The sequence below is a fragment of the Pseudomonas corrugata genome, from assembly GCF_001269905.1.
Classification (GTDB): domain Bacteria; phylum Pseudomonadota; class Gammaproteobacteria; order Pseudomonadales; family Pseudomonadaceae; genus Aquipseudomonas; species Aquipseudomonas corrugata.
Map to the genome: position 1 here is coordinate 33864 of NZ_LHVK01000024.1, position 15318 is coordinate 49181.

A 15318-nucleotide genomic window follows, 5' to 3' on the forward strand; every position below is an offset into this window, starting at 1 on the left:
TCCAAATGAACGCGGGGCAAAAAATTGGTTGATTGCGGTCAACCAAAGGGGCTCGGTGTGAACGGTCGGTCAGTTGCTGGCGACGGTTTCAGGCTGCCAGCCGCCGCCCAGGGCCTTGTAGATCGCGACGATGCCGCGGTACAGGTCAACTTCAGCCTGGGCCTGAGTGTCTTCGGCGGCGAGGCGTTCGCGCTGGGCGTCGAGCAGCACCAGGAAGTCCACGGTGCCTTCGCGGTAGCGGATTTCGGCCAGGTCGGCGGCGGCACGGCTGGATTCGCTTTGGCGGATCAGCGAAATCAGGCGTTGCTGGCGTTTGCCGTAATCGCTGAAGGCGTTCTCGGATTCTTCCAGGGCCAGTAGCACCTGCTGTTCGTAAGTCGCCAGGGCGCCATCGGCCTCGGCATTGGCGCCGCGCAGGCGAGCCCGCACGCTGCCCAGGTCAAAGGCCGCCCAGGTAATGCTCGGACCCAGCGCCCAGGCGTTGGCTGCCGAGGACCCGATTTGTGAACCACGCCCTGCGGTAAAGCCGAGGAAACCGCTGAGGCTGACCCGTGGAAACAGGTCGGCCTTGGCCACACCAATGCGCGCTGTGGCCGCTGCCAACTGCCGTTCGGCTCTGAGAATGTCCGGGCGACGTTGAAGCAATTGTCCCGGGTCGCCGATCGGCAGGGCCTTCGCGATGGCCGGCAGATCCTTGGGGCTCAGGTCTACGCTCAACTTGTCCGGACGCTCACCCAGCAAGGTGGCGATGCGGTTGCGCTGACGCACCTGCTCGGCCTGTAACTGCGGCACGCTGGCTTCTACCGAGGCCAGGCGTGCGTCGGCACGGACCACGTCGAGCTGATCGCCTACGCCGGCATCGCGCAGGCTTTCGGTAATCTTGCGCGAGGCCTGCTGGTTCTGCAGGTTCGCCAGGGCGATCTTTTCCCGCAGCTGGGCGCCGCGCAGTTGGCCGTAGGCGTCCACCAGTTCGGCGATCATTGTCACCTGCAGTTGGTAGAGATCAGCCTCGGCGGCCTGCTGATCGGCGTCGGTGGCTTCCAGGTTGCGCTGGATGCGCCCGAACAGATCCACTTCCCAGGCCATGTCCAGGCCCAGGTCGTAGCGCTCGGTATTGACCCGGTCGGTGGTCTGACCCGGAATCTGGCCTTTGCCCAGGTTGCTGCTGGCGCGACTGGTGATGGTCGGCATGATGTCGTTGCTGGCGTCGTCGCGAATGGCCCGGGCCGCCCGCAGACGAGCGAAGGCGACGCGCAACTCGCGGTTACCTTCCAGGGAACGGGACACCAAAGCGTTGAGCGTCGGATCTTCGAACTGCTGCCACCAGACGCCCTCGAAACGCGCCCGGTCGAAGTTCTTCTGGCCGGCGGCGCCGTCCGTGGCGGTGGTGATGTTCGCCGCCTCGGTTTGCGGTGCCTTGTAGTCGGGCCCTACGGCGCAGGCACTCAGCGCCAGGACCAGCAAGCTCGGCACAAACACTTTCAAGCTTAATGTTGCCAAGCTCATTGTTGCGTCTCCAGTTTCAACGCCCGGGCCGCCTTGCGGGCCTCGCTGCGCTCGACGAAGTTACGGATCAGTACATAGAACACGGGGGTAAGCAGCAGGCCGAAGAAGGTCACGCCCAGCATGCCCGAGAACACCGCGACACCCATGGCGTGACGCATTTCCGCACCGGCACCGCTGGAGAACACCAGGGGCACCACACCCATGATGAAGGCCACGGAGGTCATCAGGATCGGCCGCAGACGCAGGCGGCAGGCTTCCAGGACCGCTGCCAGCGGGTTCATTCCCTCGAGCTGTTTATCCTTGGCGAACTCGACGATCAGGATCGCGTTCTTGCAGGCAAGTCCCACCAGTACGATCAGGCCGATTTGGGTAAAGATGTTGTTGTCGCCACCGGACAGAATCACCCCGGTAATGGCGGACAGCAAAGTCATCGGTACGATCAGGATCACGGCCAGCGGCAGGCTCCAACTTTCGTATTGTGCCGCGAGTACCAGGAACGCCAGCAATACGCAGAGCGGGAACACGAACAGTGCGGTATTGCCCGACAGGATCTGCTGGTAGGTCAGGTCGGTCCACTCGTAGGTCATGCCGTTGGGCAATTCTTCCTTGAGCAGCTTCTCGATGGCTTGCTCGGCCTGGCCGGAGCTGTAGCCTGGAGCGGCGGCACCATTGATTTCAGCGGTGATGAAGCCGTTGTAGTGCATCACGCGGTCCGGTCCCGAGGAGTCGCTGACCTTGATGAAGGTTGCCAGCGGGATCATCTCGCCACGGTTGTTGCGCACCTTGAGTTGGCCGATCTGGTCCGACTCGAGGCGGAATTGCTGCTCGGCCTGGACGTTGACCTGGTAGGTACGGCCGAAACGGTTGAAGTCGTTGGCATACAGCGAACCCAGGTAGATCTGCAGGGTGTCGAAGATGTCGCTGATGGCCACGCCGTGGGTCTTGGCTTTTTCCCGGTCGATGGCGGCATCGACCTGGGGCACGTTCACGGTGTAGCTGGTGAACAGCCCGGCCAGCTCAGGCACGCTGCGGCTCTTGGTGATGATGTTCATGGTTTCCTTGTACAGCTCGTCGTAGCCCAGGTTGCCCCGGTCTTCGATTTGCAGGCGGAAGCCACCGATCGTGCCCAGGCCCTGTACCGGCGGCGGCGGGAAGATCGCCATGTAGGCTTCCTGGATGTTTGCGAACTGGCCGTTCAAGGCGCCAGCAATGGCACCGGCCGACTGGCTCGGGTCCTTGCGCTCGTCGAAGGGCTTGAGCGTCACGAACACGATGCCGGCGTTCGGGCTGTTGGTGAAGCCGTTGATCGACAGGCCAGGGAAGGCCACCGCGCTTTGAACGCCCGGTTGCTTGAGCGCCAGGTCGGACATGCGCTTGATCACGTCCTCGGTGCGGTCCAGGCTCGCGGCATCCGGCAGTTGGGCGAAGGCCACCAGGTATTGCTTGTCCTGGCCGGGTACGAAGCCAGTCGGGGTATTGGTGAAGCCGAAGAAGGTCAACGCCATCAGGCCCGCGTAGACGAACAGGGCGATGCCGCTGCTGCGGATCACGCGGCCTACAGCGCCCACGTAGCTGTGGCTGGCCCGGTCGAAGAAACGGTTGAACGGGCGGAACAGCCAACTGCCCAACAGTGCATCAAGGAACTTGGAGAAGCGGTCCTTGGGGGCGTCATGGCTCTTGAGCAGTACCGCGGCCAAGGCCGGCGACAGGGTCAGGGAGTTGAATGCCGAGATCACGGTGGAAATGGCGATGGTCAATGCGAACTGCTTATAGAACTGCCCGGTCAAGCCACTGATGAAGGCCGCCGGAACGAAGACCGCGCAGAGCACCAGTGCGGTGGCGATGATCGGGCCGGTCACTTCGCCCATGGCGCGCTTGGTCGCTTCCACCGGAGTGAGGCCGAGGCCGATGTTCCGTTCGACGTTTTCCACCACGACGATGGCGTCGTCCACCACGATACCGATGGCCAACACCAACCCGAACAGCGAAAGCGCGTTCAGCGAGAAGCCGAACAGGTGCATCACGGCGAACGTACCGATCAACGACACTGGCACGGCCACCAGCGGGATGATCGAGGCACGCCAGGTCTGCAGGAACAGGATCACTACCAGTACCACGAGGATCAGCGCTTCGAACAGGGTGTGGACCACCGCCTCGATGGAGCCGCGAACGAAGATCGTCGGGTCATAGACGATGCTGTAGTCCATTCCCGCCGGGAAGTTCTTCTTCAGCTCGTCCATCTTGGCATGGACGTCGTTGGAGATCTGGATGGCGTTGGAGCCTGGACGCTGGAAGATCGGGATCGCCACCGCCGGCTGGTTGTCGAGCAACGACCGCAGCGCGTACTGGCTGGAACCCAACTCCACTCGCGCAATGTCTTTCAAACGGGTGATTTCACCGTTGGCGCCGGAACGGATAATGATGTTCTCGAACTCTTCCTCAGTCACCAGGCGACCCTGGGTATTGATCGAGAGCTGGAAAGCCTGGGCATTCGGCGCCGGTGGCGCACCCAGGGCACCAGCCGCAACCTGACGGTTCTGCTCGCGGATGGCGGTGACCACGTCGGTGGCGGTCAGGTTGCGCGAAGCGGTCTTGTTCGGGTCCAGCCAGACCCGCAGGGAGTAGTCGCCCATGCCGAACAGTTGCACATCACCCACGCCGCCCAGGCGCGCCAGCTCATCCTTGATGTTGAGCAGGGCGTAGTTGGACAGGTAGAGCATGTCGTAGCGTTTGTCCGGCGAGGTCAAGTGCACGACCATGGTCAGGTCGGGCGACGCCTTGTCCACCGTGATGCCGATCCGGGTCACTTCTTCCGGGAGCTTGGGCTCGGTCCGGGTGACACGGTTCTGCACCTGAACCTGGGCGTTGTCCAGGTCGGTGCCCAGGGCAAAGGTGATGGTCAGGGTGATCTTGCCGTCAGCGGTGGATTGCGAGGACATGTACAGCATGTTCTCGATGCCGGTGATGGCTTGCTCCAGGGGCGCAGCCACGGTTTCACCGATGACCTTCGGGTTGGCGCCAGGGAAGTTGGCCCGCACGACCACCGTAGGCGGCACGACTTCGGGGTATTCGCTGATCGGCAATTGGAACAGCGAGATGGCGCCGGCGATCAGGATCAGCAGCGAAAGCACCGCTGCAAAGATCGGCCGTGAAATGAAGAACTGGGAAAATTTCATCTTGAGTTCAGTTCCTTAACCGCGTGGGGTCGCAGTGGCCAGCTTTCCCGCCACAGTGGACGTCGCCTTGGACGGCGCGACCTGGGGCAGGTTGCTGGCTTCGAGCGCTTTGCGTTGTTGAGCCAGAGCGGCGAGGGTCTGTTCGCTGGCCATCGGCACGGTTTCAGGCGTGACCGGTGCCCCTGGGCGAACCCGTTGCAGCCCTTTGACGATGATGGTGTCGTCCTTGCTAAGGCCGCTACGCACGATGCGCAGGCCTTCGATCTTCGGCCCCAGCTCGACGGGGCGATACGCTGGCTTGTTGTCAGCGTCCATCACCAGCACGAATTTCTTGCCCAGGTCGGTGCCTACGGCTTCATCGTTGATCAGCACGGCGGAGTAGGTGCCGCTGCCCACCAGCTTCAGACGGGCATACAGGCCTGGGGTGTAGGCGCCGTCCTTGTTGTCGAACACGGCGCGACCACGGATGGTACCGGTCTGCGGGTTGACCTGGTTGTCGATGAAGTTCATCTGGCCCTGGTGCGGGTTGCCTTCCTCGTTGGACAGGCCCATGTAGACCGGCGTGGCCTGGCCGCGCTGGCCCTGGCGGGCGAGTTGGGTGTATTTGAGGAAGACACGTTCGTCAGCGTCGAAGTAGGCGTAGACCTTGTCGGTGGAAACCACGCTGGTGAGTGCAGTCACATCGGCGGTTACCAGGTTGCCTGCGGTGATTTCAGCGCGGCTGACACGACCACTGATGGGCGAAGTGACCCGCGTGAAGCTCAGGTTCAGTTTGGCCAGATCCAGTTGCGCCTGGATCGCCGCGGCGGCGGCACGGGCTTCCTGGGCGGCGCTGGTACGCGAATCCGCCAGTTCGGCGGAGATGGCATTGCTCTGGCGCAGGCGTTCGCCACGCTGGGCTTCATTCTCGCTGCGGGTGGCGGTGGCGCGTGCCTGGGCCAGTTGGGCTTCGAGACGACGCACCTCAGCCTGGAAGGGGCGAGGGTCGATCTGGAACAGCAGATCGCCTTTCTTGACCAGCGCACCTTCGGTGAACGCCACATCGTCGATCTGCCCCGATACCCGTGGACGAATCTCGACGGTTTCCGGTGCTTCGAGGCGTCCGGTGAATTCGTCCCATTCGTTGACCGGCTGCTCCAGTACCTTGGCCACACTGACTTTGGCGGCCGGCATGGACGCTGCCGTATCAGGTGTCTTGCCACAGGCGCTTATCACCAGCACTGCCAACAGTGCGAGGGGAAAACGTAGTTTTGAAAGTGAATGGTCCATGGATAGCATCCGCCAATTGTATTGAGATGGGCGGATGATGCGTGGCCGGGTGCGGGGGAACGAATCGAATGAAGCAAAGGTAACTATCATTCGGAATGATATAAGGCGATCAAAAACTGCCCAGCTGCGGATCTATGGCTCTGTAGGAGCTGCCGAAGGCTGCGATCTTGTCCCCGACGATTGAGTCGCAAGGCGAAGAATCAAGATCAAGATCAAAGGATCGCAGCCTTCGGCAGCTCCTACCGTGGCAGATAGAGGTCATGCACCCGGTCGATGGTACCGTCCTCGCGCAGCGCTTCAACGGCGTCGCGCAAAGCCTCGACCATTTTGGCAGAGCATTGCTTCGAACAGGCCAGGTAAAGGTCGGCGTGACTGTTGACCGGACTCATGAGCAGCTTTCGCTTGGATACCTTCGGCCAGATGTAACGGCTTTCCGGAACGCCGTTGAACCAGGCATCGATGCGCCCCATCAGGAGCATCTGTGCGGGATTGTCGCCAATGGTCAGTCGATGGATCTGATCATCCCTGAATCCCTCGGCGCGCAGAATATCTTCCTGGGCACTGCCCAGGCCGACGCCGATTTTCTGGTAGGTTTCCTTGGCTTCGGCAAAACTGCTCACTTGTCGCTCGAGGCTGAAGAAAGCCCGGTCCATCGGCATGACAGAGGCTATCCAGGTGAAGCGGTCTTCACGACTGGGGATGCGTGACAGGGGGGCAATCAGGCGATCCCGCTCCTCGCTGACATGTTTTTGTGCCCTGGCCCAGGGCAGCACACGGATGTGCACTGCGTAACCCGCCTTGGTCATGGCCTGCACGGCGATATCGCCAACGATGCCATAGCCTCTGGGATCGTTGACGAAGGTCAGGGGGGGCGCGTCGAGGATGTGCAGTTCAATCGGTCTGGGCTCGCCGTGGGCGGTGGGCGCGAGCAGCAATGATAACAACAGGCATAACCGGGAAAGTGCTCTTGAACGAATATTCAACACGCAGATGATCCGGCTCATGATCGATACTTCAGGCATTGAAAAGTAGGTGCGGCATTCTACGTGGGGCCGGCGTCGTGAAACAGCGTTGCGCTGATTATGAATCATTCGATGCGGCGTTCCCGAAGATAGACCCGCCGCGATCGTTTCATCCGCACATCCTGCTGTTTATTGCCTCGACCTTAATGGTTGCTCTGAAGGTATAGATCATTTGGCCGCGAGAGGCCTTGCGTTTTGATTCCGGGTTGGCGGAAGGGGGTGGACGATCGTGTATCCGACAATCCGGAAAGCAACGCTGCGGTCGTCGCGGATCATCTAGGCATTTGCAACTTTCCCACTTCAGAACCGCATATCCTTGCCGATACAACGCTGGCAGTTCAAACCGTGCGGGCGCTTCAGAGCTGCCTGCCGACGCTCCCTCAAGGCGTTCATGCGCCAGCGTCTACTACGATTTTCGCCGGCTGGCTCCCAAGCCGACCTCAGGTAATGAACCATGTCAGCCCATCCCAGGACCGAGCTGGATAGCGCCCTTGCCCTCTGCAAGGGCAGTTTTCTTGCCGTCGGTTTTTTCAGTTTTTTCGTCAATTTGCTGATGCTGGTTCCATCTTTCTACATGCTGCAGGTGTATGACCGTGCGGTCGGCAGCGCGAGCCTGTCGACACTGTTGATGCTGACCCTGATCATGTTGTTATTGATGACCACGATGGGCGGCCTGGAGTGGGTGCGCTCACGGATCATGGTGCGAGTCAGTACGCGCCTGGACTCGTTGCTTGGGCAGCGTCTGTTCGACGCCAGCTTCAAGCAGGCACTCACGACCTGCGGTATGAACGCTTCGGCCCAGCCGTTGAGCGATCTGAGCGGCTTGCGTCAGTTCCTGACCGGTAACGGGCTGTTTGCTTTTTTCGATGCGCCCTGGATTCCGATCTACCTGGGCGTCATGTTCATGTTCCATCCCTGGTACGGTTGGATGGGGGTATTGAGCGCGTTGTTGCTGGGGGCGTTGGCGTTCGTCAACGAGAAACTCACGCGCTCACCGTTGCAGGCCGCGAACCGCGAACAGATGACGGCCACCGCCTTCATAAACAAGAGTTTGCGCAATGCCGAAGTGGTCGAATCCATGGGCATGCTTGCAAGCCTGCGTGAGCATTGGAGCCGGCGGGTCCACGGGGTCCTGGTCCTGCAAAGCCTGGCCAGTGATCGCGGTGCAACCATTGCGGCGGTATCCAGGACATTCCGTCAGATTGTCCAGTCCCTGGTGTTGGGCCTGGGCGCCTATTTGACGATCACCCACCAGATTTCGCCCGGGCTGATGATTGCCGGTTCCATTTTGCTGGGGCGAGCGTTGGCGCCCATCGACCAACTGATCGGCGTATGGAAAGGCTTTCTCGGGGCGCGTTCGCAATATGCCCGGCTCCACGAATTGCTGGTCAAGGTTGCTGTAGATCCCGAACGCATGCCACTGCCTGCGCCGCACGGGGCAATTCGTGTCGAAGGGTTGTCAGTCGGTGCCCCCGACGCTCGCAAACCGATCATTCGCGGCCTGGACTTCCAGGTTGCCGCGGGGGAGGTGGTGGGCATCATTGGCCCCAGCGGTGCGGGGAAATCTACGCTGGCCCGGGCACTGCTGGGGATCTGGCCAAGCCAGGCCGGTACCGTGCGCCTGGACGATGCGGACATCAGCCAATGGCGTCGCGATGAACTGGGTCAGTACATCGGCTATTTGCCCCAGGACATCGAATTGTTTGAGGGCACCATCAGCCAGAACATCTCGCGTTTCGGCCCGGCAAACGCGCCTGCGGTGGTCGCTGCCGCGCGCATGGCCGGCGTGCACGAGCTGGTGCTGCAATTGCCCGAGGGCTACGACACCGTGATCGGTGCCAATGGCGGCGGATTATCCGGTGGCCAGCGTCAACGCGTTGGCCTGGCCCGTGCCTTGTATGGCGAACCGCGTCTGGTGGTCCTCGACGAGCCCAACTCGAACTTGGATGACGCCGGCGAAAAAATGCTCGCCGAGGCCCTGCGCAAACTCAGGCAGAGCCGGGCCACGGTATTTGTCATTACCCATCGCTCCGGGGTGCTGGCCCAGGTGGACAAACTGCTGGTGCTCAATCAGGGCGAACTGAGTCTGTTCGGCCCACGGGACAAGGTCCTGGCGCGATTGCAGGGCGTTGCGTCCGCAGTTCCCCCGGCCACCGTGATTTAATCGTAAGCAGCGGATAAAAACTTTCATGCAGAACAGTCAGCACTCATCCGCCCACATGTCCGCGCTACCGATCGATGATTTACCGGCACGGCGCATCGGCTACCTCATGTTGTTGGTGACGTTCGGTCTGTTCGGAGGCTGGGCCAGTCTGGCGCCGCTCGGCAGTGCCGCGTTGGCGCCGGGCGTGGTCACGGTCAAGAGCTATCGCAAGACCGTACAACATCTTGAAGGTGGCATCGTGCGCGAGCTGCGCGTTCATGACGGCGACCGGGTGAATGCCGGTGATGTGTTGCTGGTGCTCGACAACACCCAGGCGCGCTCGGAGATGGAAGCCATGCGCAGCCAGTTGATCGCTGCGCTCGAGTTGCAGGCCCGACTGGAGGCTGAGCGGGACGCACTGTCCGAGCCGGCAGCCGTGCCAACCCTGGATCCCACTGATCCGCGAGTGCGTGAGGCTCGCGACAGCGAAGCACGAATCTTTCAGGCTCGACGGAATTCGTTGCAGGGTGAAATCAGCCTGCAGGAAAAGACTATCGGACAAATCGAAGAGCAGATTCGCGGGTTCAAGACCATCATCGCCAGCAAGCAGGTGCTGGCGGCATCCTATCAGGACGAAATCGTCGACTTGCGAGCGCTACTCGCCGAAGGCTACGTGGACAAGCAGCGGTTGCGTGAGCAGGAGCGCAGTCTCTCCCGATTGCAGACTGAAATAGCCGAAACTCAGTCCCAGATCGCCCAGGCGCGGGTCAATGTCGACGAGGCGACACTGAAGATACTGCAACTGAAAAAGACTTTCGCCAGCGAAGTTGCAGGCCTGCTGGGTGATGCCCGCACCAAAGTGTTCGAACTGCGCGAACGGCTGGCAACCCTGCAGGACCGTGATCAACGCACTGATATCCTCGCACCCGAGTCGGGCATGGTCATGGGTATGACCGTTCACACCTTGGGCGCGGTGGTCAGTCCAGGCACAGCGCTGCTCGATATCGTCCCGGCCAACGAAGAGCTGATCGTCGAGGCGCAGGTTTCACCAATGGATATTGATCGCATCGCAGTGGGCAAGTTGGCGAACATTCGTTTCAGTGCGTTCAAGAACAGCACTACGCCGGTCGTCGAAGGGCAACTGGTGCAAATATCTGCTGATCGCCTGGTTAACAAGGACACTGGTATGCCGTACTACCTGGCCCGGGTGGCCATGACCGAGAAGGAGCGTCAGGCGCTGGGCGGCCTGATCCTGGTGCCGGGCATGCCGGTCGAGGTGCTGATCAATACCGGAGAGCGGACGCTGTTGCAGTACTTGATGCAGCCTGCGAGCAATGCGTTCGCCCGTTCGTTGATCGAGGACTGACATGAAGTTCCTGATCGCGTTTTGTCTGCTTGTCATGCCCCTTGGCGCCATTGCCGACGACACGTATATAGACCTGTGGCAGCTCCATCAGGAGGCGCAGGGTACCGATCCGCGTATTCTGCGGGCGCAAGCCCGTATCCACAGCGGGAAGGGCAACGAGCGTGCGGCCTTTGGCCAGTTGCTGCCACAGCTCAATGCCAGCGGCAGCGTCAATCGCGGTCGGCGTGACGACGACCTGAGCCGTATCCAGTACAACGGCAAGCGCATGGCCGTGGCGCTCAGCCAGGTGATATACGACCCGCAGGTCTGGCGCAGTTACCAGAAGTACGTAGAACTGGCCCGACAGAGCGAATACGAATCCGACGATACCCAGGTGCAGTCCAGCATCGACCTGTCCGAGCGCTATTTCGCCGTGCTCGCGGCGGAGGACGAACTGTCCCTGGTGCGCAGCGAGCTGGACGCAACCGAGCGAAACCTCAAGCGCGTCAATGCGCTGTATGCGCGGCAGATGGCGATGGTGACTGATACCCTTGACCTCGAGGCGCGAGTGGATGCGCTGAAGGCGGATGAGATCGAGGCCGGCAACAAAGTCCAGGTCAGTCGGGAAGCCATTTCCGAATTGGTGGGGCGTGATGTCCAGGAGCCCTTCAAGCGTATCGGCGACAACCCTGCCTTCAGTCTGCCGGCGCAAGCCCCGGACTATTGGGTGCAGACGGCACTCGACAGCAACCCGGCACTGCATGCCCGTGAGCACAGTATCCGTGCCGCCGAGGCGGCTATCGGCGAAGCCAGGGCCGGCCATCTGCCCCGCCTGGGTCTTAACCTGACAGCGCAACGCAGCGATATCGGTTATGAGGGAGCGGTGACGCCGCGCTCGGACAACCTTGTCGCTTCCCTTGATTTGCAGATGCCGCTCTACAGCGGCGGATCCACCAGTGCCCGGGTATCGACGTCCGAAAGCGACAAGGAAGTCGCCCAGCAAGAACTGGAAGCCTTGCGGCGCCAGGTGATCAAGGAAACCCGCACCGCCTATCTCGGGATGTCGGCCGAACTCAGCCGGATCAAGGCAACGCGCCACGCGCTGGAGTCCGCTGAGAAATCACGGACGGCCACGGAGAAAGCCTTCGGATATGGCGTCAAGAATGCCGTGGATGTCCTGGACAGCATCAAGGAAGAGTTTCGCGCACGACGTGATTTCTATCAGTCCCAGTACCGCTTCGTCACCAGTCTGCTTGTATTGCATCGTTGGAGCGGGAGATTGGGGGACGGGGATATTCGTCAAGCCAATGAATGGCTTGTTGCGCCAAGAAAATAGCGTCAGAATTGCACTATTGATATCAGGGTGATATCAATGCTGCCATTTTCCAATACCGTGATCTCTGCAGCGGCCGCATCCCAGGAAAGGCCGCGGATTTGCATACAGGAAGCTTTGCATGCCCAGCCCACTTGGTTATTCATCTGTTTCATCGGCAAGTCTGACGGGCAATGCGCAAGTCGACAGTTTGATCTATGGCACCTATTGGACTCACGGTGCGTCTACTACGTCTCTGACGTACAGTTTCATGACCACCAACTCCTATTTCTCTCGTTTTTATAGCGACTTCAACGAGTATCAGTCCGGCTATGTCCTGGACCCGGCGCAGAAAACCGCCATTGTCAGCGCACTTGCTGAATGGAGTTCGGTGGCCAACATCAAATTCACCGAGGTCAACGAAAGCTTCATCAACGTCGGTGACTTGCGATTCGGCGGGTATGGGGACATGGACACCGACACGGCAGCCTGGGGTTATTTCCCTGGTCGAAGCGCCGCCGCCGGTGATGTCTGGATCGGTTCAGTGACGAATGATCCGAATCCAGTCCAAGGCTCCTACGACTACTTGACCTTCATGCATGAGATCGGCCATGCGCTGGGTTTGAAGCATCCGTTTTCCCAGGGCCTGACGAACTCCACGGTACTCGCTACGCAGTACGATGATGTTCGTTACACGATCATGAGCTACACCAACGCTTACTCCTACGAGCCGACCACGCCCATGCTGTTGGATATTGCCGCCATCCAGAGGCTCTATGGCGCCAACACCCAGTGGCAGACCGGTAATAACACCTATAGCTGGGCAACTGACCAGTCGGTTTTCGAAACCATCTGGGACGCAGGTGGCAATGACACGATCGATGCCAGCAATCAGGCGGAAGCAGTCCGTATCAACCTGAATGAGGGGCAGTTCAGCAAGATCGGCCAGGCGTTCCTGGATAGCGACCAGAAGGCTTTCAATGAAGGGCTGGCGATAGCGTATGGGGCCAAGATCGAAAACGCAGTCGGCTCAGCCAATGACGACACCCTGATAGGTAATGCGCTGGGTAACGTCCTGAATGGACTTGCCGGCAAGGATACGATGATCGGCGGTGCAGGCAACGATACCTATGTGGTCGATAACCTGGCGGATGTTGTCAGCGAGACCAGTGCCCTGGCCAGCGAAATCGACACCGTGCGTTCTTCGGTAAGCTGGACTCTCGGTGCAAACCTGGAAAATCTTACGCTGACCGGTAGTGATAACCTCAACGGGACAGGCAATGCGCTGAGCAACGTGCTGACCGGTAACTCCGGCGATAACGTGCTGGATGGCGGAGCGGGTGCTGATACTCTGATCGGTGGGACCGGCAATGACATTTACGTCGTTGATAATCTGAAGGATATAGTCAGCGAAACCAGTACCCCGGGCAGTGAAGTTGATACCGTGCGTTCTTCGGTGAGCTGGACGCTGGGCGCCAACCTGGAAAACCTCACGCTGACCGGCACCGCCCTCATCAATGGCACCGGCAACGGCTTGAGCAACGTGCTGATTGGCAACGCCGCCGCCAACGTGCTCAATGGCCTGGGCGGTGCGGATACGATGATTGGCGGGGCAGGCAACGATACCTATGTGGTCGACGCCATCGGGGACACGATCACAGAGGATGGTACGTCGCTAACGGAAGTCGACAGCGTCTTTTCATCGGTTAGCTACACCTTGGGCAGTAACCTGGAAAACCTCACGCTGACAGGTGTAGCCTCTATCAATGCAACCGGCAACGCGTTGAACAACCGCCTTATCGGTAACTCGGGTGCAAACACCCTGGATGGCGGCGCTGGCATTGACACCCTCATTGGCGGCACCGGCAACGATACCTATGTAGTCGACAACCTGCAGGACCTCATCAGCGAAACCAGTACCCTGGCCAGCGAAATCGACACCGTGCGTTCTTCGGTCACTTGGACTTTGGGCGCGAATCTGGAAAACCTCACGCAGACTGGCGTAGCCGCTATTAACGGCACTGGCAACGCACTGAACAATGTGCTGACCGGCAACACCGGAAACAACGTGCTGGACGGCGGCGCGGGTGCCGATACCTTGATCGGCGGTACCGGCAACGACACGTATATCGTCGACAACCTGAAGGACATCGTCAGCGAAACCAGTACCCTGGACAGCGAAATCGATACCGTGCGTTCGTCGGTGAGCTGGACCCTGGGCGCCAATCTGGAAAACCTCTCGCTGATCGGTACCGCCGCTATCAATGGTATCGGCAACGCACTGGACAACGTGCTGATCGGCAATGCCGCCGCCAACGTGCTCAATGGCCTGGGCGGTGCGGATACCATGATTGGCGGGGCAGGCAACGATACCTACGTGGTCGATAATATCGGTGACACGGTCACCGAGGCCGGTGCATCGCTCACCGAAATCGACAGCGTCCTGTCGTCCATCAGCTACGCCCTCGGTACCAATCTCGAAATCCTGACGCTCAGCGGCACCGGCAATATCGACGGCACCGGCAATGCCCTGAACAATCGAATCACCGGTAACGCCGGCGCCAACGTGCTGGACGGTGGCCTGGGTATCGACACCCTCATCGGTGGGGCCGGTAACGACACCTACGTGGTCGACAACCTCAAGGATGTCGTCAGCGAAACCAGCACCCTGGCGAGTGAAATCGATACCGTGCGCTCCTCGGTGAGTTGGACCCTGGGCGCCAACCTGGAAAACCTCACGCTGACTGGCAACGCCGCCGTCAACGGCACCGGTAACGCTCTGGGCAACGTATTGATCGGCAACGCCGGCAACAACGTGCTCAATGGCGGAGCCGGGCGGGACACCCTGATCGGCGGCGCCGGGAATGACACCTATCTTGTCGATAACCTCGGTGACACGGTCACCGAGCTCGCCGGCGAAGGCCGCGATCTGGTACGCACGTCGGTCAGTCATACCCTGTCGGCCAACGTCGAGGACGGTCAGTTGCTCGGCATTGGCGCCATCAACCTTGTCGGTAACGCCTCGGACAACAGCCTGGTCGGCAACAGTGCCGCCAACGTGTTGAATGGCCTGGACGGTGCGGACATCCTGGACGGCGGCGCGGGAGCCGATACCTTGATCGGCGGTACCGGCAACGACACGTATATCGTCGACAACCTCAAGGACATCGTCAGCGAAACCAGTACCCTGGACAGCGAAATCGATACCGTGCGTTCGTCGGTGAGCTGGACCCTGGGCGCCAATCTGGAAAACCTCACGCTGACGGGTGTTGCCGCAATCAATGGAGCCGGCAACGCCTTGGATAACGTGCTGATCGGCAATGCCGCCGCCAACGTGCTCAATGGCCTGGGCGGTGCGGATACGATGATTGGCGCGGCAGGCAACGATACCTACGTGGTCGATAATATCGGTGACACGGTCACCGAGGCCGGTGCGTCGCTCACCGAAATCGACAGCGTCCTGTCGTCCATCAGCTACGCCCTCGGTACCAATCTCGAAATCCTGACGCTCAGCGGCACCGGCAATATCGACGGCACTGGCAATG

General features: G+C 60.4%; 8 protein-coding genes. 4 read left to right on the plus strand and 4 right to left on the minus strand.

Annotation, left to right across the window (positions count from 1 at the left end; translation table 11 throughout):
- Positions 1-69: 69 nt before the first annotated feature.
- The 4 genes from AD665_RS23920 to AD665_RS23935 all read right to left on the minus strand — a co-directional run bounded on the left by AD665_RS23920 (position 70) and on the right by AD665_RS23935 (position 6955).
- The gene (locus AD665_RS23920; RefSeq protein ID WP_024781043.1) at positions 70-1506 is read right to left on the minus strand and encodes an efflux transporter outer membrane subunit; all 1437 of its coding nucleotides are present in this window, start codon (positions 1504-1506) and stop codon (positions 70-72) included.
- Positions 1503-4682 (minus strand): efflux RND transporter permease subunit, encoded by a 3180-nt coding sequence (locus AD665_RS23925; protein WP_024781042.1) that lies wholly within the window; start codon positions 4680-4682, stop codon positions 1503-1505. Before AD665_RS23925 ends, AD665_RS23920 begins: the two co-directional genes overlap by 4 nt.
- Before the next feature lie 15 nt (positions 4683-4697).
- Complete coding sequence (gene mexE, locus AD665_RS23930; protein ID WP_024781041.1) at positions 4698-5951, minus strand: multidrug efflux RND transporter periplasmic adaptor subunit MexE; 1254 nt, start codon at positions 5949-5951, stop codon at positions 4698-4700.
- Positions 5952-6190: 239 nt separating this feature from the next.
- Positions 6191-6955 (minus strand): substrate-binding periplasmic protein, encoded by a 765-nt coding sequence (locus AD665_RS23935; protein ID WP_024781040.1) that lies wholly within the window; start codon positions 6953-6955, stop codon positions 6191-6193.
- A 472-nt stretch (positions 6956-7427) separates the two neighbouring features.
- Here AD665_RS23935 and AD665_RS23940 point away from each other — a divergent pair, with 472 nt between their 5' ends.
- The 4 genes from AD665_RS23940 to AD665_RS23955 all read left to right on the plus strand — a co-directional run.
- The gene (locus AD665_RS23940; protein ID WP_024781039.1) at positions 7428-9137 is read left to right on the plus strand and encodes a type I secretion system permease/ATPase; all 1710 of its coding nucleotides are present in this window, start codon (positions 7428-7430) and stop codon (positions 9135-9137) included.
- 25 nt (positions 9138-9162) lie between these two features.
- Positions 9163-10482 carry an HlyD family type I secretion periplasmic adaptor subunit gene (locus AD665_RS23945; protein WP_024781038.1) on the plus strand — a complete coding sequence of 440 codons (1320 nt, stop codon included), beginning with the start codon at positions 9163-9165 and terminating at the stop codon, positions 10480-10482.
- A 1-nt stretch (position 10483) separates the two neighbouring features.
- The gene (locus AD665_RS23950; RefSeq protein WP_053194158.1) at positions 10484-11797 is read left to right on the plus strand and encodes a TolC family outer membrane protein; all 1314 of its coding nucleotides are present in this window, start codon (positions 10484-10486) and stop codon (positions 11795-11797) included.
- 118 nt (positions 11798-11915) lie between these two features.
- The coding region (locus AD665_RS23955; RefSeq protein WP_080996621.1) for a M10 family metallopeptidase C-terminal domain-containing protein at positions 11916-15318 on the plus strand (3403 nt) is incomplete at its 3' end.